This is a genomic window from Stutzerimonas stutzeri, assembly GCF_000590475.1.
GTDB classification, from domain to species: domain Bacteria; phylum Pseudomonadota; class Gammaproteobacteria; order Pseudomonadales; family Pseudomonadaceae; genus Stutzerimonas; species Stutzerimonas stutzeri_D.
Genome location: NZ_CP007441.1, coordinates 852,010 through 875,337, shown reverse-complemented (window position 1 = coordinate 875,337; position 23,328 = coordinate 852,010). Strand labels below are relative to the sequence as shown.

15 protein-coding genes and 2 pseudogenes are annotated in these 23,328 nt (G+C 61.7%); 7 read left to right on the top strand and 10 right to left on the bottom strand.

What is annotated here, in order from left to right; translation table 11 throughout:
* Positions 1–412: 412 nt before the first annotated feature.
* The 6 genes and pseudogenes from CH92_RS04070 to CH92_RS22475 form a co-directional block, all read right to left on the bottom strand.
* The gene (locus CH92_RS04070) at positions 413–1,603 is read right to left on the bottom strand and encodes an NnrS family protein (RefSeq protein ID WP_025240499.1); all 1,191 of its coding nucleotides are present in this window, start codon (positions 1,601–1,603) and stop codon (positions 413–415) included.
* 269 nt (positions 1,604–1,872) lie between these two features.
* Positions 1,873–2,052, bottom strand: coding sequence for a twin-arginine translocase TatA/TatE family subunit (tatA, locus tag CH92_RS04065; protein ID WP_025240498.1), 180 nt, complete (start codon positions 2,050–2,052; stop codon positions 1,873–1,875).
* Positions 2,053–2,147: 95 nt separating this feature from the next.
* Positions 2,148–2,518 (bottom strand): annotated as a pseudogene (locus CH92_RS04060) (nitrous oxide reductase accessory protein NosL).
* Between the two features lie 346 nt (positions 2,519–2,864).
* Complete coding sequence (locus tag CH92_RS04055) at positions 2,865–4,121, bottom strand: acyl-CoA dehydrogenase family protein (RefSeq protein ID WP_025240497.1); 1,257 nt, start codon at positions 4,119–4,121, stop codon at positions 2,865–2,867.
* A 261-nt stretch (positions 4,122–4,382) separates the two neighbouring features.
* Positions 4,383–4,823: a CopD family copper resistance protein gene (locus CH92_RS04050; protein ID WP_025240496.1), complete on the bottom strand. Its 441-nt coding sequence runs from the start codon at positions 4,821–4,823 to the stop codon at positions 4,383–4,385.
* 62 nt (positions 4,824–4,885) lie between these two features.
* Positions 4,886–5,236: pseudogene (locus CH92_RS22475) on the bottom strand (hypothetical protein).
* Positions 5,237–5,426: 190 nt separating this feature from the next.
* Here CH92_RS22475 and CH92_RS04045 point away from each other — a divergent pair.
* The 3 genes from CH92_RS04045 to CH92_RS04035 all read left to right on the top strand — a co-directional run bounded on the left by CH92_RS04045 (position 5,427) and on the right by CH92_RS04035 (position 8,672).
* A complete protein-coding gene (locus CH92_RS04045; RefSeq protein WP_025240495.1) occupies positions 5,427–5,828 on the top strand; it encodes a DUF488 domain-containing protein in 402 nt (133 codons plus the stop codon).
* Between the two features lie 232 nt (positions 5,829–6,060).
* On the top strand, positions 6,061–7,953 hold the full coding sequence (locus tag CH92_RS04040) for a DUF294 nucleotidyltransferase-like domain-containing protein (RefSeq protein WP_025240494.1): 1,893 nt from the start codon (positions 6,061–6,063) through the stop codon (positions 7,951–7,953).
* Positions 7,950–8,672, top strand: a complete 723-nt coding sequence (locus CH92_RS04035) for a 3'-5' exonuclease (RefSeq protein WP_025240493.1) — start codon at positions 7,950–7,952, stop codon at positions 8,670–8,672. Before CH92_RS04040 ends, CH92_RS04035 begins: the two co-directional genes overlap by 4 nt.
* A 117-nt stretch (positions 8,673–8,789) precedes the next feature.
* Here CH92_RS04035 and CH92_RS04030 read toward each other — a convergent pair whose 3' ends face one another.
* The 3 genes from CH92_RS04030 to CH92_RS04020 form a co-directional block, all read right to left on the bottom strand.
* Positions 8,790–10,430, bottom strand: coding sequence for a BCCT family transporter (locus CH92_RS04030; protein ID WP_025240492.1), 1,641 nt, complete (start codon positions 10,428–10,430; stop codon positions 8,790–8,792).
* Positions 10,431–10,915: 485 nt separating this feature from the next.
* Positions 10,916–11,914, bottom strand: coding sequence for a TRAP transporter substrate-binding protein (locus CH92_RS04025; RefSeq protein WP_051517546.1), 999 nt, complete (start codon positions 11,912–11,914; stop codon positions 10,916–10,918).
* Between the two features lie 362 nt (positions 11,915–12,276).
* Entirely contained in the window at positions 12,277–13,272 is a 996-nt protein-coding gene (locus CH92_RS04020) for a TRAP transporter substrate-binding protein (RefSeq protein WP_025240490.1), read from the bottom strand.
* A gap of 360 nt (positions 13,273–13,632) precedes the next feature.
* On the opposite strand from CH92_RS04020, the gene CH92_RS04015 reads away from it, so the two are divergent.
* The 3 genes from CH92_RS04015 to CH92_RS04005 all read left to right on the top strand — a co-directional run bounded on the left by CH92_RS04015 (position 13,633) and on the right by CH92_RS04005 (position 20,395).
* Positions 13,633–14,583, top strand: coding sequence for an NAD(P)/FAD-dependent oxidoreductase (locus CH92_RS04015; RefSeq protein WP_200869639.1), 951 nt, complete (start codon positions 13,633–13,635; stop codon positions 14,581–14,583).
* Between the two features lie 99 nt (positions 14,584–14,682).
* Entirely contained in the window at positions 14,683–16,059 is a 1,377-nt protein-coding gene (locus tag CH92_RS04010; protein ID WP_025240488.1) for an L-serine ammonia-lyase, read from the top strand.
* Between the two features lie 163 nt (positions 16,060–16,222).
* Positions 16,223–20,395, top strand: a complete 4,173-nt coding sequence (locus tag CH92_RS04005) for a CheR family methyltransferase (RefSeq protein WP_025240487.1) — start codon at positions 16,223–16,225, stop codon at positions 20,393–20,395.
* A gap of 316 nt (positions 20,396–20,711) precedes the next feature.
* Here the strand turns inward: CH92_RS04005 and CH92_RS04000 are convergent, their stop codons facing one another.
* The gene (locus CH92_RS04000) at positions 20,712–22,268 is read right to left on the bottom strand and encodes a sigma-54-dependent phenylalanine hydroxylase transcriptional regulator PhhR (RefSeq protein ID WP_025240486.1); all 1,557 of its coding nucleotides are present in this window, start codon (positions 22,266–22,268) and stop codon (positions 20,712–20,714) included.
* A 261-nt stretch (positions 22,269–22,529) separates the two neighbouring features.
* Here CH92_RS04000 and phhA point away from each other — a divergent pair, with 261 nt between their 5' ends.
* Positions 22,530–23,315 carry a phenylalanine 4-monooxygenase gene (gene phhA / locus CH92_RS03995; RefSeq protein WP_025240485.1) on the top strand — a complete coding sequence of 262 codons (786 nt, stop codon included), beginning with the start codon at positions 22,530–22,532 and terminating at the stop codon, positions 23,313–23,315.
* Positions 23,316–23,328 lie beyond the last annotated feature (13 nt).

Here is a 23,328-nt window from a genome sequence, read left to right as displayed (position 1 = left end):
TCGCCCAACGCAGCCTCATGGTGGTGTTGAAAGCGAGCAGGATGGCAATGCCGTTGAAGAGACTGAAGATGCCGTTGCTTTCCTGCAATGGATGGCCAGGATCCCGACCTATTGCGAGGCCTGATCGAGACCGCTCGCGGACGGTCCGCTTGCATCCGAAGATCATCGTCAGCCTCACACGCTCAATTGAGCGTGTAGCCGCTATCGACGACCCAGTTCTAGCCCATAGACGCCACGCGCGCCCTGCGACAGCTGGAACAGGATCACGTCACATCGCCGCTATTCAAGTAGATGCCTCGGCAGCAGGCCCTTGGTGACGCCTATAGCGATCGCCGAGCCACAAGCGGCCCGACCCGAGATGGACGGGCAGCGGTTATTCGAGGGGTGCCAGAAAACGGTATCGGTGCGGCGATCAGCCGGGGTGGCCATCGACCCGCGCGCTCACCAGCATCGGTGCGTAGCGCCAGACATACAGGGCGAAGGCCAGCGCCCAGCAGAGGGCGGCAAGCCAGAGGCCGAGCATCGGCCACTGGCCGGCGAGAAACACACGCGAGGCGGCGCCAAGATTGAACAGCACGAAGGCCGCGACGATGCCCGACGGCAACTGCAACGGGCGCCCGGTATGGCCGAGCGTGACCCGCGCGATCATCGCCAGGATAAGGCCACTCATCGAGCCTACCGAGAGGGCGTGCAGCGCGGCGCTGGAATTGGCAAGCAGGCCGAAATTCCACAGCGCCAGACCGCTCGCGGCGGCCACCAGCCAGAGCATCGCCAGGTGCAAAGACCAGAGCAGCGGCACGCGCCAGATTCCCGTGTCGTACCAGCGCACCAGGCGCAGCAGGTGGCCAGCGGCGATGGCGGTGAACAACAGGCCGAGCAGCACATGCGGCACGAGYGCGACGCCGCCAGCGTACAGCGCGGCGGCCAGTCCGCTCCCGACCAGCAGCGCCACGTCCAGCCAGCGCCAGGGCTTCACCGCTTCGCTGCGCCCGAGGCCGCGCTGGGTAAAGAAGGGAATCACCCGGCCGCCGATGATCGCCATCAGCGCCGCCACCAGCCACAGCCCGGCGAGCATGCCCTGGCGCTGCAGCCCATCGTCGCGCAGGACGACGCCGCAAAGCACCAGCACATCGGCACCGGTCATGAGGGTGAGCACGGCGATGATCGGATAGTTGCGCTTCTGCCTGACCACCCAGAGCATGTGCGCCATCAGCCCGGTGACGCCGAACATGAACAGCAGATCGAGCGGTATCAGCAGCGCCAGCGGCAAGCCGAACAGCCAGGCCAGCCGCGCCAGCAGCCAAATCATCGCCAGGGCCATCAGGCGGTGGCCGGATATACCCGGCTGGCCGGTCCAGGTCTGCCCGGCGGTGAGGAGAAAGCCGGCAACGATGGCCATGGCAAAGCCGAAGAGCATTTCGTGGCGATGCCAGGCGAGCCAACCGCCGGTGGGGTGAAAGCCCGACCACAGCCCGGTCCATGCGCCGATCCAGAGCGGAATCGCCAGCATCGCGAAGAGGCTGCCGGCGAGAAAGAATGGACGAAACGCGAGCCGCCACAGGGGCGGGATACTGAGGGCTTTTCGCCGATCGATGACGTGCACGAGGCCTCCTGACACTTCTTCTGCAATGGCTCGCGAAGCGGTAAGCCGCCGGGCCGAAAAACCAGGGCTACAGAACTCCCGGAGCCAGGGTTACTTTCTACCGGTAGGAGGCGTTCCAAGACTTGATTGCGATCAGCTTTTTCGTGGAAGTCCGTAGGGCGGATCACGCTCCACCGATCCACTGAGCCGAGTCATGGTGGATGTGAAAAGCGACATCCACCCCACGCTGCGGAGGGAACGACCGGCCAGGTTAAGCGCGCGGCCGGTGGCTATTTCGGGTCGTGCTTGACCGCATCGGCGGCGGCGCTGTCGCCCTCGTTCATCGACTTGCGAAAGCCGCTGATCGCGCCGCCCAGGTCCGACCCCAGGCCGCGCAGGCGCTTGGTGCCGAACAGCATGACCACGATCATTAGCACGATCAGGAGTTGCCAGATACTGATACCCATCATTGCAAATACCTCGTTTCAAGTGGTGTTGGTCGCGGCCCGCGCGGTCATTGGAGCGGCGGCCGTTCAGTGCCCCGGGTGGGCCGGTTGATGATCGATCATGTCCATGGCATGGCAGCTCGGGTTGCAGCACCGATTGGTCGATGTCCTAGAAGCGCAACACCCGCCGGCCCTGCTCGGCTGCCAGGCGCTGAGCTCGGCTTCCTCGGCGAAGGTCGCCAGCACCGCGCCCAGGCGCCATTGAGCTTCGTGCCGGGCACATAGTAGGCGCTCGTTGCATCGCTCAGGTAGTGGTCATCGCGTTTCTCCCAACGGCTGCGGCCCATGTCGTGAACATTGAGCCTGGCCTGCAGCGTACGATCTTCCGTCTACACCACCAGCCGTGCAGCTCGGCGGTGGAGCAGAATTTTCTCACCTTGCCCTTCTCCACCGCTTCCCCTTTAGGGCTGGGAAAACCGCTGATAGCCATGCCGCAGACGCGGCACTCGTCGCCGGCATGGAAGGCCACCGGCGCGAGCGCCTGTTCACTCGGCTCCGGGTCGTTGCAGGCGGCCAAGCCCAGCAGTAGCGCCGAGGTTAGCAGCAGTCGTGACGAACGGATGTATAGCGCATTCATGGTTACAGTTTCCTTCTCCCAAGAGCGAAGCGCTTGGCGCACCGACCGTCGTCGACGTGGCCAACACAGGCGTCTCACCGCGGTGGGCTGAAGCCCACCCTACAGGGAACTGGACTTGTCCCGGAGGATGGTCGGCCTATACGAACTGGCCGCAACCGCGCGACCAAACCGTAGGGTGGGCTTCAGCCCACCGGATACCTCACCAGCCGTGATGCACGGGCGGTGTCAGGTAAGCCGCGGTGGCGCCGCGCGTGGCCTCGCTGGCCTTGATTTCCATCCGGGCGATGCTGCGCAGATGCACCTGGTCCGGGCCATCGGCGAAGCGCAGCGCCCGGCCGCTGATCCACATGTCGGCCAGCGGGGTGTCGGGGGTCAGCCCCATGGCGCCGTAGACCTGCATGGCGCGGTCGATCACCCGTGTCTGCATGCGCGGCACCAGCGCCTTGATCATCGCGATCTCCTTCCGCGCGGCCTTAGCGCCGACCTCGTCGATCATCCAGGCGGTTTTCAGCACCAGCAAACGCGCTTGTTCGATCTCGATGCGCGACTCGGCAATCCAGTCGCCTATATTCGAATATTGCTGCAGGTACTTACCGAACGCCTTGCGCTCCTGGCAACGCTCGACCATCAGCTCCAGCGCCAGCTCGGCCATACCGATCGAACGCATGCAATGGTGGATACGCCCCGGCCCGAGGCGCGCCTGGGCCATCATGAAACCGTCGCCTGCGCGACCCAGCAGATTGCTCGACGGCACCCGCACGTTGCGCAGCAGCAGTTCGCAGTGGCCTTCCGGCGCGAGGTGGTTCATCACCGGGATGTTGCGCAGCAGCTCAACGCCGGGTGTGGCGAAGGGCACCAGGATCATGCTCTGTTGCCGATGGGTATCGGCGTTCGGGTCGGTCTTGCCCATCACGATCAGCAGTTTGCAGTGGGGGTGCGAGGCGTTGGTGATGAACCATTTGCGGCCGTTGATCACATAGTCGTCGCCGTCGCGGCGGATCAGCGTCTGGATGTTGGTGGCGTCCGACGACGGCACGTCCGGCTCGGTCATGGCGAAGGCCGAACGAATCTCGCCCTCGAGCAACGGCTTGAGCCAGCGCTCACGCTGCGCCGGCGTGGCGAACAGGTGTAGCAACTCCATGTTGCCGGTGTCCGGCGCGTTGCAATTGAACACCTCCGAGGCCCAGTGCACCCGACCCATGATCTCTGCCAGCGGCGCGTACTCGAGATTACTCAGCCCCATGCCCGGTTCGCCCTCGCCGAGCGAGGGCAGGAACAGATTCCACAGTCCTTCAGAGCGCGCCAGCGCCTCGAGATCTTCCATGAAGGACACCGGGTAGGTCCCGGCGGCGACTTCCATATGCCAGGCGCCAATACGCGGCACGATGTATTGATCCATGAAGGCGAGCAGCTGCTGGCGCAGCGCTTGCACACGCGGGCTGTAGGCGAAATTCATCGGGACACCTCGTTGATCTGGCGGGCCTGGATGCGCTGACGATAGGCGCGATGCGGGCGAAAACAAACGAGGCTAAGGCGGCTGAATCTGCCCTCAATCACGCCGGCCGATAGCGCAAAGGGGATTGACCGAGGTCATCGTCGGCCACGTGTAGATGCAGTAGACAGGCGCCAGGCAAAGCCGCCCGCGCTTGACGAAACAGACACTCGGTGCGAGGCCGTGAGGCGATTGCGATAACCGTCGCAGGAGACCGCGACGCGGCTACCCGTTCAGGTAGAACATGCCCTTGGCCAGCAGCACGATGCCGATCATCTGCACGAAGATCGCCCAGTGGATCAGCCGGTAGCGCGACGGTGTCATGCGCCCGCTGCGCAGCAGCAGGGCGATCATGCCAAAGGTGAAGAACACCCCGATCGCCAGCAGGATCTTCAACGAAAACAGCGTCGCGAAACTGCTAGAGAATGGATGTGCGAGCGCCTCACGGTGCTGCCAGGCCAGACCGATGCCGGCGCCATAGACGAACAGAACCACCCAGTGCAGCACCACCCGCAGGCGGGCACCGACCGCCTTGTCTACCGCTTGCATGGTCGCCGGCTCGATCTGCTGGCGCACCCGACCGAGCACCGCCACCTCGACGAACAGCGTGCCGATAAAGAAGATTGCCGCCAGCAGGTGCGTGACATGCAAAAGGGAGTAGCTCATCTCGACTCCTTCGCGAGGGGTGCCGGCCAGCCTAGCAGAGCGGCGGCCTGCGCTGAGCAGCCCTAGCGATGCTCTGCGCTCAGACGCACACCGTCGCGCTGTACCTGCTGGCGGCGCCAGGCCATTGATCGAGGTGCGCATGCGCGACCGGGTGCCATCCTCCGCTTCGATGACATAGAGCGTTTGCTCAAGGCCCGCCGCCTTCTGCCCGCCCTGCCCGGCGAAATAACACAAACCACCGCCCACCAGCGCACCGATGGGCCCGCCAGCGGCCACCACGAGCATGAACCCACCGAGCCCACCGAAACCGCTGCCCACGACGCGATCCTCCCGCGCCGTTACCACCTCCTCCGCGCCAACCAGCGAACTGGCCAGCGGGTTGCACAGGTAACCAAAGCGACTAGATTGTTCATGCGATGCTATTTGATTGTTGTGCCGTTCATTGATGACACTCAAGAAGCGTTCCGATTTTTTATCGTTAATATTCAATAGCTTGAAGAAATTGGCGTATTTTTACCCAAAGCGAAACGGCAAATTCAACCAAGCTGAAAGTCATTTTCACCCTGAGCCGATCACCTATGCCAGGGTAACGGAGCCCGATCGATGATCCGCTGCAAACGCGCCTATCAGCCTCCGGAACCCGCCGACGGCCATCGCGTACTGGTCGACCGGCTCTGGCCACGAAACCTGCGCAAGGACGCGCTGGCACTGGACGACTGGCGCAAGGATCTGGCTCCCTCGACCGCACTGCGGCGCGCCTTCAAGGCCGGCGAAAAGTCTTTCGAGACCTTCCGGGACGAGTATCGGCGGGAGCTGGCCGGCCACCCGGAACACTGGTGGCCGCTGCTGGAAATCGCGGCGACAGGCCCGCTGACGTTGATCTATGCCGCCCGCGACGAGCAGCAGAACAACGCGCAAGTGGTGGCCGAATGGCTGGAAGATGAACTGGAGCGGCGCGGCGAACCCAGTTCGCCGACCTGTTACGCCGGCGAGCGAATGGCGTGAGGCTGCAAGCTCGCGAATGAGCGTTAGCACAGCGCGGCTCACATCGCCGCCGATTCCCGTTTCATAGGGCTGCCCATATCGGCCTCATTCTCGCACCACTGATCCAAGCGAACCCGTGCGACGCCAACGAGCGACACGCGGCTGCCTGCCAACGACTCGCGCCGCCGCGCCCCGCCGCTGGGAGCCGCGCCTATGGTTCAATGCACTCGACAGGTTCCGCCAGGAGATCCGAATGCAGGTCGAGTTGATCGAAATACGCGACCACCTGAGTCGCTTCGCCCCTTTCGACGGTCTGCCGGACGACTCCCTCGACGAAATTGCCCGGCAGGTCGAGGTCGGCTATTTCAAGGCCGGCAGCGACATTCTCCGCTATGGCGAACCGATCGAGGAACTGCACTACATCCGCAGCGGCGCGGTGGAGATCTACCGGCGTAATGGCGAACTGTATAACCGCCTGTCCGAAGGCGAGGTGTTTGGCCAGTTCGGCCTGCTGCGTGGCCATAGGGTGCGCCTGCCGGCACGGGCGATCGAAGACAGCCTGATCTACTTCATTCCAGGCCAGCTGTTCGAGCAGCTGTGCGAGGCCAATGATGCCTTTGCCGACTTCGTCGAGGCCGAAGGCCAGTCGCGCCTGAAGGTAGAAGAATCCCAGGGCAAGGCCAGTGAGCTGATGAAGATCAAGGTGCGCAAGCTGGTCACCCGGCGCACGGTCAGCGTACCGCTAGGCACCAGCGTGCGGGAGGCGGCGCAGGCGATGACCGAACATGGCGTCTCCTCGCTGGTGATCTTCGGCCCTCCCACGTCCTCCGCCGAGGCGCCCAAGGGCCAGATCATGGCCGGCATCACCACCGATCGCGACCTGCGCACCCGGGTATTGGCCGAAGGCCTGCCGTTGGATACTCCGGTCGATCAGGTGATGTCACCCAACCCGATCACCATCCGCGCTGACGATTCGGTGTTCGAGGCGATGCTGTGCATGCTGCGCCATAACATCCATCACTTGCCGGTGATGCATCGTCAGCGCCCAGTGGGCGTAATCAACCTGTCGGACATCATCAAATACGAGTCGCAGAGCAGCCTGTACCTGGTCAACAGCATCTTCAACAAGCAATCGGTGGCCGAGCTGCAGTCCTTGCTGCCGGACCTGCGCGCCACCTTCCTGCGCATGGTCAACGAAGAGGCCTCCGCGCACATGATTGGCAGCGCCATGTCGGGGATCGGACGCAGCCTGACCCAACGTCTGCTGGAACTGGCCGAGCAGCGGCTGGGTCCGCCCCCAGTGCCCTATTGCTACATGGTGCTGGGATCGATGGCGCGCGACGAACAGCTGATCGTCACCGACCAAGACAACGCCCTGGTGCTCGACAACCGCTTCGATCCGCGGATCCATGACGAATACTTCCTCCAGTTGGCGAGTTTCGTCAGCGACGGCCTGGCGGCCTGTGGCTACAGCTACTGCAAAGGCGGGATCATGGCCAGCAACCCCAAGTGGCGCCAGCCGCTGCGGGTCTGGCGGAGCTATTTCTCCCAATGGATCGAGCAGCCCAACCCGGAAACTCTGCTCAACAGCTGCATCTTCTTCGACCTCGACAGTGTCTACGGCGAGGCCGGCCTGGTGGAAAACCTAAAGGACCTGATCACGCAAAAAGCCAGTGGCAACCCGCTGTTTCTCGCCAGCCTGGCGCGCAATGCGCTCAACCGCACGCCGCCGCTGGGCTTCTTCCGCACCTTCGTGATGGAGAAGGACGGCCAGCAGAACAACATCATCAACCTCAAGGGACGCGGCACCGCGCCACTGACCGACCTGATCCGGGTCCACGCCCTCGCAGTAGGCTCCAAGGCCCAGAACTCGCTGGAGCGCCTGGACGCCATCGCCGCCACCAAACTATTGACCGAAGAGGCCATCACCCAGCTGCGCAACGCGCTTGAATTCCTCTCGATCGTGCGCATCCGCCATCAGGCCATGGACTTGCTGGAGGGACGCGAACCGGACAACTACATAGAGCCGGAAAAAGTGTCGGCCAACGAACGGCACAACCTTAAGTCGGCCTTCCAGGTGCTGAGCAATGCACAGCAATTTTTGCGCTTCCGGTACCCCGGCCAGCTACCAAGCCGACCGCTATGAGGCATAACGGATCTTCGGCAACCCCCGACTGGCCAGGCATATTCGCCGAGCTGGCGCAAACGGCCCGTGACCCACGCCTGGCGCGCTTCTATGGGGCAGGCACGCTGAGTGCCGACACGCCATTGGAACAGGTGCCCTTGCTGGCGCTGGACGTCGAGACCACCGGCCTGGACAGTCGCCGCGACTCGATCGTGAGCCTCGGCCTGGTGCCCTTCGACCTGCGCCGCATCCGCTGCCGTGAGGCCAGTTACTGGGTGGTCAAGCCGGTTTGCGAACTGAGCAGCCAGTCGGTCACGTTCCACCGCATCACTCATTCGGATATCAGCGACGCACCGAGACTGGCCACCGTGCTCGATGAGTTGCTCGCTACCATGGCCGGCAAGATCGTGGTGGTGCACTACCGCAACATCGAGCGGGGGTTTCTCGACCAGGCAGTGCGCCACCTGCTCGGTGAAGGGCTGCAGTTCCCGGTGATCGACACCATGCAGTTGGAAGCGCGCCTGCACCCGCGCCGGCGCCGACCCGGCTGGCTGCGCCAGCTCCTCGGCAAGCAGCCGCCGGTATCGATCCGCCTGGCCGACAGCCGTCTGCGCTATGGCTTGCCGTTGTACCAGGCGCACCATGCCCTGACCGATGCCCTGGCCACCGCCGAGCTGCTGCAGGCGCAGGTGGCCGGGCACTATTCACCGACGACTGCGGTGGGTGACCTGTGGAACTGAAAAGGCGCGACCGCTAACGGTCGCGCCCTCCTCAATAGCCTGCCAGGTTGATGGTGGGTTACGGCGCAGCCGATGTCGGCATACATCTCAACCATCAGAGCATGCGCCTAACCCACCCTACCGTGGCTCACTCATCAAACCCTTGACGATGGACACGCAGCCCACCAGCAGCACGATGGTAAACGGCAGACCGGTGGACACCGCCATGGCCTGAAGCGCGACCAGGCCGCCGCCCAGCAGCAGGGAAATGGCCACCACGCCCTGCAACACAGCCCAGAAGGCCCGCTGCGGAACCGGCGCGTTGACCTTGCCGCCAGCGGTAATGGTATCGATCACCAGGGAGCCGGAGTCCGACGAGGTGACGAAGAACACTACCACCAGCACGATACCGATAAAGGAACTGATCTGGGTCAGCGGCAACTCGCCAAGCATGGCGAACAGCTTCAGCTCCAATACCGCGTCCTGTACTCCGGTGAACTCATCGGCGACGAACTGGCCCAGAGCGGTGCCGCCGAACGCGGTCATCCACAGCACCGAGACCAGCGACGGCACCAGCAGCACGGCGATTAGAAACTCACGTACGGAGCGCCCGCGGCTGACCCGAGCGATGAACATGCCAACGAACGGTGACCAGCTGATCCACCAGGCCCAGTAGAACGCGGTCCAACCCTGGCTGAAGTTGACGTCGGTACGGCCAATCGGGTTGGACAGCGCTGGCAGGTGTGCCAGATAGCTACCCAGGTTGCTGAAAAAACCGGTGATGATCGCCAGGGTCGGCCCGACTATGACAATGAACAACAGCAGCAGCAGCGCCAGCACCATGTTGATTTCCGAAAGGCGCCTGACCCCCTTGTCCAACCCGGCCAGCACCGACATCAGGGCGATCACCGTGATACCGGCAACCAGGAGTACTTTGTTGGTGTCCGTGTTGGGCATACCGAACAAGAACTCGAGGCCGGCCGCCGCTTGCTGTGCACCCAGGCCCAGCGAGGTGGCCAGGCCGAACAGGGTAGCGAATACCGCCAGGATATCGATTACATGGCCGGGCCAGCCCCATACCTGCTCACCGAGCAGTGGGTAGAAGATCGAGCGGATACTCAGCGGCAGGCCCTTGTTGAAGGAGAACAGTGCCAGCGCCAAAGCCACGATGGCGTAAATCGCCCAAGGGTGCAGCCCCCAGTGAAAGATCGTGGCGGCCATGCTCAGGCTGGCGGCCTCCTGGGCATTGCCGGCTGCGGCGCCCAGCGGCGCCCAGTCGGTACGCACGCCATTCTCGACGCTGATGCCACCCAGAGCCGTTGAGAAATGCGTCATGGGTTCGGCCACGCCATAGAACATCAGGCCGATGCCCATGCCAGCGGCGAACAGCATGGAAAACCAGCCCGTGTAGGAATAGTCCGGGGTCGCCTCCTTGCCGCCCAGGCGTACCTTGCCCAGTGGTGAAAGGATCAAGCCCAGACACAGCAAAACGAAAACATTCGCCGAACCGAGGAAGAACCAGGCCAGATTGCCGGTCAACCAGTCACGCACAGCGGTGAACAGCGGTTCAACCTCTTTTTGCAAGGCCAGCGTCACGACCACGAACAGGACGATGGTCAGCGCGGAAATGCTGAACACCTTGCTGTGGATATCCAGAAACCTGCTCTTGATATTGTCCTGACCGATGACGTAGTCGGTGTCGATCAGATTAGCCGCACCGCTCGGAGCGGGGATGCTCTCCAAGGTCGTTGCCGTGTTTTGCCCAGGATTAGTTGCCACCTACTGTTCTCCTTATTCTTGGTTGGCACGTCAAACAACGCAAAGGACGCGTACTCCGCCCTGTTGCAAGGCGGGTCAATTGCGCCCTGCTCGACAATGCTAGCAGCCAGGGGCTGCGGCTTAACGACCAAGAACCGGCATCGACAAGCTCAGAACCGGCATACGTAGGGAGCAACGCTTGCCAGCGGCCTCGCTGCTGACGTAATGCCGTCCCCGCGCCGTGGCCGGCTTCAGGCAGGCTCTGCGGAGGAACCGACACGCCCGGGGGCGTCGGAGACGAATAACCCGCTGCTACCGATCCATGGCGAAGCGGCTTCGCCGTGAAGGCCACGGCGCGGAGGTTTTTTAGACGGGCTCAGCAGTTTCTGCCGCGCGACGGGTCGCAGATCAGCGCGCGATTGCTGGCGAATAGATGGAGGAGGAACTGGAGCGGGGGGCGTGCCACACTCGCCGACCTGCTGTGTCGGCGAGCGGAAGGCATGAGGTTAGCGTTTGCGATTGACCGTGAGTGCTGCGCGGATTACGTCAGCACCGATTTCCGTTTCATAGGACTGCCACACCGGCATCATCTTCTCGCGCCAGGCCTGACGCTCCTCCGGCGTGAGGGTGATCAGCTTGCTGCTGCCGCTGGCGAGGATTCGGTCACGGTCACGCTGGTTCAGCGCCGCGGCCTCGCGATTCACGGCCTGGGTCACTTCGAGAATGATGCCCTCGAGTTCTGAACGCACCGCAAAAGGCATGCTCATCCAGAACTCCGAACTGGTCACCAACATGTAGTTGAGTACCCCGTGGTTGCTCTCGGTAATGAACGGCTGAACCTTGTGCATGTTCTGGCTGGCAATGTTCGACCAAGGGTTCTCAGCGCCCTGAACCACGCCCGCCTGCAGCGACTTGTACACATCGGCGAAAGGCAGCACCACCGGCTTGGCCCCAACCGCGTTGAACTGCGCTTCCAATACCGCCGAGGGCTGCACGCGAAACGCCAATCCGGCGGCATCTTCGGGCATACGCAGCGCCTTGGTGGCGGAAAGCTGCTTAAGGCCGTTGTTCCAGTACGCCAGGCCATAGATGCCTGAATCGGCCATCGAGCGCAGCAATTCACGGCTCATTTCGCGCTTCTGGAACCGCTGGACCGCCGCTTCGTCATCGAACAGGAAGGGCAGATCGAAGACCTGCAGCTTCTTCGTGTACTTGCCGAACTTGGACAGCGAGGGCGCGAGGATCTGGACGTCGTTGTTCAGCAGCGCCTGCATCTCGTCGGCATCGCCGACCAGCGTCGAGTTCGGATAGACCTCGACCTTGACCTTGCCGGCCAGACGTTCGTGCACCAGCTTCTGAAACAGCAACGCCCCCTTGCCCTTGGGCGTGTCATCGGCCACCACGTGAGCGAATTTGATGACGAACGGCTCGCCTTCGGCCGCCATGACCGAGGCACTCAATCCACACATAACTGCGACCAGCGCAGCGACACAAGACTTGAACATCTACCCCCCAACGGGAAAAGCCCGAAGCGACACCTTGTGGGCACCGTTCGAGTGGTTAGTCGACAACGATAAGGCCTGACTCACGCAGCGGCGTGGTCGGTTCGTTTTTTCAGTTCGAGTTGGCCAGATCATCTCGACTGCGGCGGTCGGCGGCTGGCCTTTATTGGAATGCGGTTGGCGAAAAGCAGAGCGCTAGTGCCTTTACCAACCGAGCGGAAGTCTTCGCGATCACCGGGCGTGGCACAAGGCCAGAAAGTCCAACCAGCTCTCAAAACGACACATTGGTTAAGCGCGCAATGAGTGCGCGCTCGGCAGAAGTATTGAAGCACCGGCCCCCATACGGGCACCGGGGCAGGCCCGCACTAGCGACGGTTAACCGTCAGTGCCGCGCGCATGACGTCGGCGCCGATCTGCGACTCGAAGGATTTCCAGACCGGCTGCATCTTGTCACGCCAGGCCTGGCGCTGCTCTGGGGTAAGAGTAACAAGCGTGCTGTTGCCGCTGGCCAGAATCCGTTCACGCTCGCGCTGGTTGATGGCTGCAGCGTCTGCATTCACGGTCTGTGTCACTTCCAGCAGGATGTTGTCCAGCTCGGAGCGCACCGCGAACGGAATGCTGGTCCAGAATTTGGAATTGGTCACCAACATGTAATTGAGCACGCCATGATTGGTTTCGGTGACGTAACTCTGTTTAACACCCGCGTTCTGCCCGCGCATGTTGGACCAGGGGCCTTCAGTGCCCTGCACCGTGCCGCTTTGCATGGCTTTTGCCACATCGGCGAACGGTAGCCGGATGGCCTTGGCATCCACTGCCGCAAACTGCGCTTCAAGCACCGATGACGGCTGAATGCGAAACGCCAAACCCGCAGCGTCCGCCGGACTGCGCAATGGCTGGCTGGCCGACAACTGCTTGAGACCGTTATTCCAATAAGCCAGACCGTAGATCCCATGGCTGGCCATCGAGCGCAGCAGCTCGCGGCTCATCTCGCGCTTCTGGAAGCGCGCCACTGCCGCCTCGTCGTCGAACAGAAACGGCAGGTCGAAGACTTCAAGCTTCGGCGAATACTCGGTGAACTTGGACAGCGAGGGCGCCAGCATCTGCACCTTGTTATCCAGCAACGCCTGCATCTCGTCGGCGTCGCCAACCAGCGTCGAGTTCGGATAGACCTCGACTTCCACCGTGCCGGCGAGCCGCTCGCGAACCAGTTTCTGGAACAGCAAGGCGCCCTTGCCTTTCGGCGTATCGTCCGCGACCACATGGGCGAACTTGATCACGATGGGCTCTGCGGCGCTGGCCACCGTTGGCGCGAACAACAGGTAAAGCGCCGCACAAGGTGCAACGAAGAATGATTTGAACATTTGACCCCCACGGGAAATAAGCTCGATGCGACGCCTCGTGAGCACCGTTCGAGTGGTGTATTGCAGTTCGATATGCGTTCAGCCGGAACCTGTTGTGGCACGCCTGAATAGGTACAGCGGGGTGACCAGAGCACCGCGACGAATCGCAGGCTGGCCTTTATTGGAATGGCGATGACCGGTCAGTACGGATTGAATCCGCCCAGTCATCGAGCGGCGCAGTGTTGGCCATCAGGGGCTCTAGCACAAGGGTTTAAGGTCCAACCAGCTCTCAAAACGAAACATTGCACTCATCGGAAGAAGCGAACTTTCAAATCGCTCGCCACTTCTACAGGCAACATCCCCAGCCATTTCCGACCTGCCATGAACGACGTTTCGACCCAACCGCCGCCGAACCCCGACCTGATCGACTGCCTGGTTATCGGTGGTGGGCCGGGCGGACTGACCGCTGCGCTCTATCTGGCGCGCTTTCGTCGTAGCTGCAGAGTGGTCGATGCGGGCTCCAGCCGCGCCTCATGGATACCGCGGTCGCATAATTACCCTGGTTTCCCGCCAGGCATCAACGGCAACGATCTGTTGATTCGTCTACGTGAACAGGCCCGCTGCTACGGCGCAGAGCTAGAGCATGGTCGGGTCGAACATATCGAGCCCCACGCCGATGGCTTCAGCGTGCGCTACGGGGACAAAAGCTGCGTAACCCGGCGAATCATTCTGGCCACCGGCATCGAAGATACCTTGCCGGACATGCCGGATGTCGAGCAGGCCATCGGCGACGGCAAGCTACGGCTGTGCTCCATCTGCGATGGCTACGAGGTCAACGGTGACAACGTCGCGGTCTACGGTGAAGCGGAATGCGCCATCGGCCATGCGGTGTTTCTGCGTACCTTCAGTGATAGGGTCACTGTGGTGGTGCATGGCGAACAGGACGCTTGCGACCAGGCCATCGCCCTGGCCGAGCATTACGACGTGCAGCTGATCAGCGATCGCGTCGAAGCGCTGCGCCCTTGCGCAACCGGTATCGAGATGATCACCTGCCGCGGCGACACCTATCATTTCGACATCATCTACCCCTGCCTGGGCGCGCGCTTTCGTTCGGAACTCGCCCGGCAACTGGACGTGGGTTGCGATGACGACGGCGGCATACGCGTGGATGAGCACATGCAAACCTCGGTGCGCGGGCTTTATGCCATCGGCGATGTGACCCTGGGCCTGAAACAGATGAGTGTCGCCGTTGGTCAGGCCGCGCAGGCTGCCACCGCGGTTCACAACAGCCTGGAAGCCAAGCCCTGGGGCGGCTCGGCGGCCACGCGCTGAAGATTCACGTCCCTTGGCCGCCGCAGTGGTGCGATTGCAACAGCTGAGCGGCGCCAAGGGTCTAGGCTCAAGGTAAGCCTGTTCGCCCCGGAGCCTGTCATGTCACTCAGCGTATTCGACCTGTTCAAGATCGGTATCGGACCGTCCAGTTCGCACACCGTGGGCCCGATGCGCGCAGCGCTGCGGTTTGCCGAAGGCCTGCGCGATGACGACCTGCTGAGCGCGACCGAGCGCATCAGGGTCGAGCTGTACGGTTCCCTCGGCGCCACCGGCAAGGGCCACGGCAGCGACAAGGCGGTGATACTCGGGCTTGAAGGCGAGCTGCCGGAGGACGTCGATACCGGAGGCATCCCGCAACGCATGGCAGCCATCCGTGAATCACACGAATTGCGCCTGCTGGGCGACAAACCCATTCGATTCGAAGTCAGCAACGACCTGCAATTCATCCGCAAGCCGCTGGCCTTCCACCCCAACGGTATGATCCTGCGTGCCTTCGATGGCGCCGGGCTGCAACTGCGCAGCCGCGAGTACTATTCGGTCGGCGGAGGATTCGTGGTCGACGAACAGGCGGCCGGCAGCGACCGCATCGTCGAAGACCGCACGCCTCTGCCCTACCCTTTCCATAGCGCTGACGAGTTACTGGCGCTGTGCAGCGAGCACGGGTTGTGTATCAGCCAACTGATGCTGGCCAACGAAGTCGCCTGGCGCCCCGAAGCCGAGACCCGTGCCGGCCTGCTGAAAATCTGGCAAGTCATGCAGGATTGCGTCAAGGCCGGTTGCCGCACCGAAGGCGTGATGCCCGGTGGACTCAAGGTGCAACGGCGCGCGGCAGGCCTGTATCGCCAGCTCAGCGAACATCCGGAAGCCAGCCTGCGCGACTCGCTCAGCGTGCTCGACTGGGTCGACCTATACGCGCTGGCGGTAAACGAGGAGAACGCCGCCGGCGGTCGCGTCGTCACCGCGCCGACCAATGGTGCGGCGGGGATCATCCCGGCGCTGCTTCATTACTATGTGCATTTCATCCGCGGCGCCAACGAAGACGGGGTCGTGCGGTTTCTGCTCACCGCAGCGGCGATCGGCATCCTATATAAGGAGAACGCCTCGATTTCCGGCGCCGAAGTCGGTTGCCAGGGCGAGGTCGGCGTCGCCTGTTCGATGGGTGCGGGCGCGCTCTGCGAAGTGCTGGGCGGCAACCCGCGACAGGTCGAGAATGCCGCCGAAATCGGCATGGAGCACAACCTCGGACTGACCTGCGATCCGGTCGGCGGGCTGGTGCAGGTGCCCTGCATCGAGCGCAACGCGATGGGTGCGGTCAAGGCGATCAACGCGGCGCGAATGGCCCTGCGTGGTGACGGTAGCCACTTCATTTCGCTGGACAAGGTGATCCGCACCATGCGCCAGACCGGCGCGGACATGAAGAGCAAATACAAGGAAACCGCCCGTGGCGGGCTGGCGGTCAACGTTATCGAGTGCTGAATCGGCGCACCTACTGCCCTAAGCAGCGAGGCAGTAATCGCCAACACAAACCTTTATCATCCGTTCGGCAGCGCGTCGTTAAATTACTGAATCCCCTATCGGCTGCGAGGTCATCCCTTAGCTGCTATCGAAAAAAATCTATTATCGCAATGTTGAGAATTCGATGACTACAAGCCTAGAGCCGTCAACGCCTAAGAACTACAACGCGACGCGGAGCACCTTGCAGTTTCCGGTAGTGGGCATTGGCGCCTCGGCGGGCGGCCTCAAAGCATTAATCACGTTCTTCGAAAACATGCCCAACGATTGCGGCATGGCTTTTGTCGTAATCATGCACCTCTCGCCCAAGCATGAGAGCAGCGCCGACAAGATTCTGCAGAACGTCACCAAGATGCCAGTCTTGCAGATCACCGAACCGACACCCATAGAGCGCAACCACGTCTATGTGATCCCGCCGGCGATGGATCTGTCGATGAATGACGGCTATCTGCGCCTGCTTAAGCCCGCGCGCGAACGCGGCCCCCAAGTAGCCATTGACCTGTTCTTCCGAGCGTTGGCGGACGTACATCACAGCCACGCCGTGGGTATCGTTCTCTCGGGCACGGGATCGGATGGCTCAGTCGGTCTGTCACGCATCAAGGAGCAGGGTGGCGTTACGCTGGCTCAAACGCCGGAAGACGCCGAATACGACTCGATGCCGCGCAGCGCCATTGAAACTGACATGGTCGATATCGTGCTGCCGGTTGCGGATATGCCGCAAAAGCTGGTGGAGCTGCGCCAGAATCTGGAAGCGCTCCTGGCACGGCAGGATCCGATCATGTCAGCAGGCGATAGCGAGCAAGCCGGAGATGCACAGGGCGAGCTCGAATCTGCTCAGGCTCACGCCCAATCCAAACCCAACGAGCTAGCGCTGCGCGAAATTCTCGCCGCGCTCCGCTCCCGCACCGGCCACGACTTCAGACACTACAAGCAAGCCACGGTATTGCGCCGCATTGAGCGGCGTATGCAGGTCAATGCCTTGCGTGATATGCCCAGTTATGCCCGCTTTTTGCAAAGTAGCCCGGAAGAAACCCCGGCTCTGCTTGCTGACATGCTCATCGGCGTAACCAATTTTTTTCGCGACCGTGAAGCCTTCGAGGCCTTGGAGCGCGACATCATCCCGTCGTTGTTCGAGCAGAAAGCCGACACTGAAGATAAATTTCTGCGCGTCTGGGCGGCAGCATGCTCGACCGGGGAAGAAGCCTATTCGCTGGCAATGCTGTTGGCAGACCAAGCCGAAATCAGCGGTTTAAAAGGTGAAATCCAGTCACAGGTTTTTGCCACCGATATCGACGACCGTGCGCTCGAAACTGCACGCGCCGGCGTTTACCCGGAAGCCATCCTGACGGACGTGCCGCCGAGCCGGCTGCGGCAGTATTTCGTCAAGGAACAGAATCACTACCGCATGCAAAAGGAGCTGCGCGAGACGATCCTGTTCGCCCGGCACAATATCTTGCGCGACCCACCTTTTTCTCGACTCGACCTGATTTCGTGTCGAAATTTAATGATCTACCTGGACAGGGACATCCAGCTCGAAGTGCTGCGCATGTTTCATTTTGCCCTCAACCCCGGCGGCTACCTGTTCCTGGGCAGTTCGGAAACCGCTGACGCCTGCAGTCACCTGTTTGCCCCGGTAGACAAGAAAAACCGTATCTACCGAGCCAGGGAGGTAGGCGCCGCCCTGCGTCGCGCGCCTACGGGGCCGTATCACGGCTTCTCGCTTACAGCCCCAAGTCGTCCACCCTTCAGCGAACCGTCCAAGCGCAACCGGAAGTTTTCCTTTGCCGACGTGCACCAGCGCGCGCTCGAGCAGTACGCACCGCCCAGCGTTATCGTCAATCACGATGGTGAGATCGTGCACATGTCCGACCGGGCCGGGAATTTCCTGCGCTATGTCGGTGGCGAACCCTCGCTGAACCTGACGACGCTGGTGCATCCGCAACTGCGGCTCGAACTTCGTACCGCGCTCTATCAGGCGACCCACACCGGCAAAAGTGTGGAAGCGCGACGGGTCCGGCTGGAACGCGATGGCCGCAGCTTCTACGTGAATATGGTGGTCCGCCCGTTCCGCGATAACGAAGCTGGCAGCGACTACATGCTGGTGCTCTTCGATGAAGTCGAAGACTGCATGGACAGCAACACCCTGGAGGACCCCGAAACTAAGGACAGCGTACTGACCCAGCTGGAAGCCGAGCTGCAGCAAACCAAGGAACGGTTGCAGGTCACCATGGAGCATTCGGAGACCTCCACCGAAGAATTGCGCGCTTCCAACGAGGAGTTGCAGGCGATCAACGAAGAATTGCGCTCGGCCACTGAAGAACTGGAAACCAGCAAGGAAGAGCTGCAGTCGATCAACGAAGAGCTCACCACGGTCAACTTCGAGCTCAAAACCAAGGTCGACGAAACCAGCAAGATCAACGATGACCTGCAGAACCTGATTTCCTCCACCGACATCGCCACGGTCTTCGTCGACCGCAAGATGCGCATTAAATGGTTTACCCCGCGCGCCAAGGACATCTTCAACGTGATCGGCAACGACGCCGGCCGATCGCTGTTCGACATTACCCATCGTCTCGACTATCCACAGCTGCATGCGGATGCCGCCAAGGCGTTCGAAGAGCTTCATCTGGTCGAACGCGAGATCGGGTCCAAAGGTGATAACCGCTGGTATATGGCGCGGTTTCTACCCTACCGCACGCTGGATGACCGCATTCAGGGCGCCGTGCTGACCTTTATCGATATCACGGATCGACGCCGGGCCGAGGAGCAGCTACGCGTCGGTGAGGCCCATATGAAGCTCCTGGCGCAAAGCACCAAGGGCTACGCCATCATTACCCTGGACTGCGATGGCCATATAACGACTTGGAACCGTGGCGCCGAATTCATTTTTGGTTACACCGAAAAGGAGGCGATCGGCCAGCACATCGACATCCTTTACAGCGAGGAAGACCGCCGAGCGGGAGTGCCGGAAGCCGAACGTAAACGGGCCCAACAGCAGGGCCAAGCCACGGATGAACGTTGGCATGTTCGCAAAAATGGCTCGCAGTGCTTCTTCAGCGGCTTGGTCAATCCGCTCGTCGATAACAATGGTAAGGTGATCGGCTTTGCAAAGATCGCCCGCGACTTGACCGAAGACCGCGAGCGCAACTCAGCACAACAGGACGAACTGGCGAACATCCAGGCTGCCAACATGCAGAAGGACCAATTCTTCGCGGTGCTTTCGCATGAACTCAAGCATCCGTTGAACCTGATTCAGCTCAATACCGATCTGGTCGCGCGCTCGCAGGCTGCCAAGAACTTTCCGGCTTTGCGCAAGGCAACCCAGTCGATCCAGAACGCCGTCCGCAGCCAGTCGCGCATCATCGACGACCTGATGGACGTATCGCGCATTCGTACCGGCAAACTGAAACTGCAGTTCTCGACACTGCAATATCAGGAGGTCCTGCGTGGTATCGAGGCCGTGTTCGCTCCGTTGGCACAGGCCGAGAACGTGACGTTCGAGGCATTCAAACCAGAGCAGCCGCTTTACGTTCATGCCGACCCTACGCGTCTGGACCAGATTATCTGGAATCTGTTGAACAACGCCTGGAAGTTCACCAAAGGCGGAGAGCGCATCTGTCTCCAACTCGAGCGCGAAGGCGACCAGGCCCGCCTGGACGTCATCGATACCGGTGAAGGTATCTCGGCAGATTTTCTGCCCAAGGTATTCGACATGTTCGGACAGGCCGAGATGCAGCACGCGCAACGCTCCAAACATGGATTGGGCATCGGGCTGGCGCTGGTCAAGCAACTGATCGAGGCCCACCACGGCCGTATCGAAGCCTTCTCCGAAGGGCCCGGTCGAGGTGCACGGTTCAGTGTCTGGTTACCGATCCATCTGCAAACTGAAATTGAACTCAGCGAATCGGCCAATAGTGAAGAGATTGGCGGGCTAGCTGGCATCAAGATTCTGCTGGTGGATGATTCGCCCGATATTCTCGAGACCATGTGTGAACTGCTGGAAAGCGAAGGCGCCATCGTAATCACGGCTGATGGCGGCGCCGCCGGCATCCAGTTGGCCGAGCAGCGTGAATTCGACGTGATCGTCTCGGACATTGGCATGCCGGAGATCGACGGCCACAAGATGATGACGGCCATCCGGAGTAACGGGCAGAACGCGAGTACTCCGAGTATCGCCCTGACGGGTTACGGCACCATGCGCGATGTCGAAAAAGCCAAGGCAGCGGGATTCACCCTGCACTTGCGCAAGCCGATCGACCTGCAGGCATTGATCGACGCCGTGACCCAGGCGGTGCGATAAGAAAGGTCCCGCCGACTTGCAGATGTTTGTCGGCGCGCAGAGTAAGCGCCAGATCACGCTGGCGATCCGGGTCCGTGCGGCATCGGATCGCCAGCAACCTGGCTCTACGATGGGTGATCTAGAGCTAACGAGCCTAAAGATGTAATTAGAAGACTTTAAGAGCCGGTACGTGCCTGGCACTCGCGTTCAACGGCGCAGCACACCTCGACTCCAAGATAGATTCGCGCCAGTGCGCTCCACGCCCCAGCGTCTTACAACGTAGCAAGCTGCGCACCGGCCAAGCTGTTCAGCTCGCTCGAGTTGGGGTTCGGCCACTTCAGCCATCTTTACCGATCCCGTAGTCGCGCAGTTTGTTGGCAATGGTGGTGTGCGAAACGCCCAGCCGCTTGCCCAGCAGACGACTGCTCGGATGCTGCTGATAAAGCGCCTCCAGCACCGCCTTCTCGAAACGCCCGACGATGCTGTTCAGGCCACCCTCCAGGGAGAATTCGCCCAACGGCTGCGGCGTGCCGTAATCCGGCAGGCGAATGTGCTCGGGCTTGATCAACCCGCCTTCGCACAGCGAAACCGCTTGAAACAGCGTGTTCTCCAACTGCCGCACATTGCCCGGCCAGTGATAGGCGGCCAGCCGCTCCAGCGCCTGCGCTGACAGACTCGGCAGCGCGCAACCGATCTGCCGGCTGGCCTGGTCGAGAAAGTGCTGCACCAGCGGTTCCAGGCCGTCGAGGCATTCGCGCAGCGGGGGAATATGCAGCGACAGCACGTTGAGGCGGTGATAGAGATCCTGGCGAAATTCGCCCTTGGCGCAGAGTTCGGACAGATCCAGCTGCGTCGCGCAGATCACCCGCACGTCCAGGTAAACCTCCTCGTCGCTGCCGACCCGACGGAAACACCCGTCCTGCAGAAAGCGCACCAGCTTGGCCTGCAGCCGAGTGCTCATTTCCCCGACGCCATCGAGAAAAAGCGTCCCGCCCGAGGTCAGCTCCAGCAGGCCGAGCTTGCCTTCGGGTCGCGCGCCCTCGAAGGCACCTGGGCCGTAGCCGAACAGCTCGGTCTCGGCCATGGATTCCGGCAAGCCGGCGCAGTTCAGCGCCATGAACGGCGATTGCCCGCGCGGGCTCGACAGGTGGCAAGCGCGCGCCAGCAGCTCCTTGCCGGTGCCGGTTTCGCCTTCGATCAGCAACGGCGCGTCCAGCGGGGCCATGCGGCGCGCTTCACGGACCACCGCGGCCATCACTTTCGAACTCTGGAAGATGCTGTCGAAACCGCGCAGCTCCTGCTTGCGCACGTTGTAGATGCGCTCGCCGACACGATCGGCGCGATGCAGCGTCAACACTGCGCCAGCCAACGCCTCACTGTCGTCGTGTTCCGATTGGAGCGGGGCGATGTCGGCGAGGAAAACGTCACCTTTGATGGTCACCCGCAGCCCATTGATCCGCGCCTTGTTGGCCCGCACCAGCTCCGGCAGATCGAAATCCTCGGCGTAGCGCGACAGGCTCATGCCCGGCACTTCATCCACCCGCACGCCAAGCAGCTGCGCCGCGGCACGGTTAGCGGCCACGATGGCACCCGTCATGTCGATCGACAGCACCGGAAACTCCAGCGCACCGAGCAGTGCATTGAGTTCCAGCGAATGCCGCTCGCTGGGCATCAGCCCGACCTTGCGTACCTCGAACACGCCCTGCAGGGCTTCGATCTTGGGACGCAGGGCTTGCAGTTGCAGGTTCATCAGATTGGGGCAATGCAGGTAGACCGCGTTACCGTGCTCGCCGCCGACTTCGCCGCGGGCGACGTTGATGCCGTAGTCCACTAGCAGCTCGAGCATGTCCCGCAGAATGCCGATGCGGTTCTGGCAGAGAATTCTGATACGCATGCAAGAAAGCCTCTGTGGGAACGACGAAGCGGCAATTTTCTCAAAGCTGCCGTTGATTATCGTCAAGATTATTTGACACCTGTCTGGCTGAGCAAGGCGATTATCACGCCGACACGCTCGATCGTAATTTTTTCGTTACAAGACAGAGGGAAGACGGCAGCCCCAACGCCCTTCCGAACCCTACCCAGCCCTCTCCTGTCGCGGTCAGATGAGGCATCCATAACAACAAGATTCACGCGGCCATCCCGCTCAGGAGGTCAGATGAAAGCTACGAAATACGTCGCCCGCGAACCGGATGCGCAAGGCTGGATTCATTACCCGGACGCCGAACATGCGGTCTGGCAGACGCTGATCGAACGCCAGCTGAAACTGCTCGACGGTCGTGCCTGCCAGGAATACCTGGACGGGATCGAGCAGCTGGCCCTGCCCCACGACCGTATCCCGCAGCTGGGCGAAATCAACCGTGTGCTGGATGCGTCCACCGGATGGCAGGTGGCACGAGTGCCGGCGCTGATTCCCTTCCAAACCTTTTTCGAACTACTGGCCAGCAAGCGCTTCCCGGTCGCCACCTTCATCCGCACCCCCGAGGAGCTGGATTACCTGCAGGAGCCGGACATCTTTCACGAGATCTTCGGCCACTGCCCACTGCTGACCAATCCCTGGTTCGCCGAATTCACCCACACCTACGGCCAGCTCGGCCTCAAGGCCAGCAAGGAAGAGCGCGTCTATCTTGCGCGGCTGTACTGGATGACCATCGAGTTCGGCCTGGTAGACACGCCGTCCGGACGGCGCATCTACGGCGGCGGCGTCCTCTCCTCGCCGAAGGAAACGCGCTACTGCCTCTCGGACGAACCGGAGCACCAGCCATTCGACATGGTCGAAGCGATGCGCACGCCGTATCGCATCGACATCCTGCAACCGGTGTACTTCGTCCTGCCCGAGCTCAAGCGGCTGTTCGACGTTGCCCACGAAGACATCATGGCCTGCGTGCGCACCGCCATGCAGCTGGGCCTGCACCAGCCGAAGTTTCCGCCAAAAGCGGCGTAGGGTGGAAAACTGC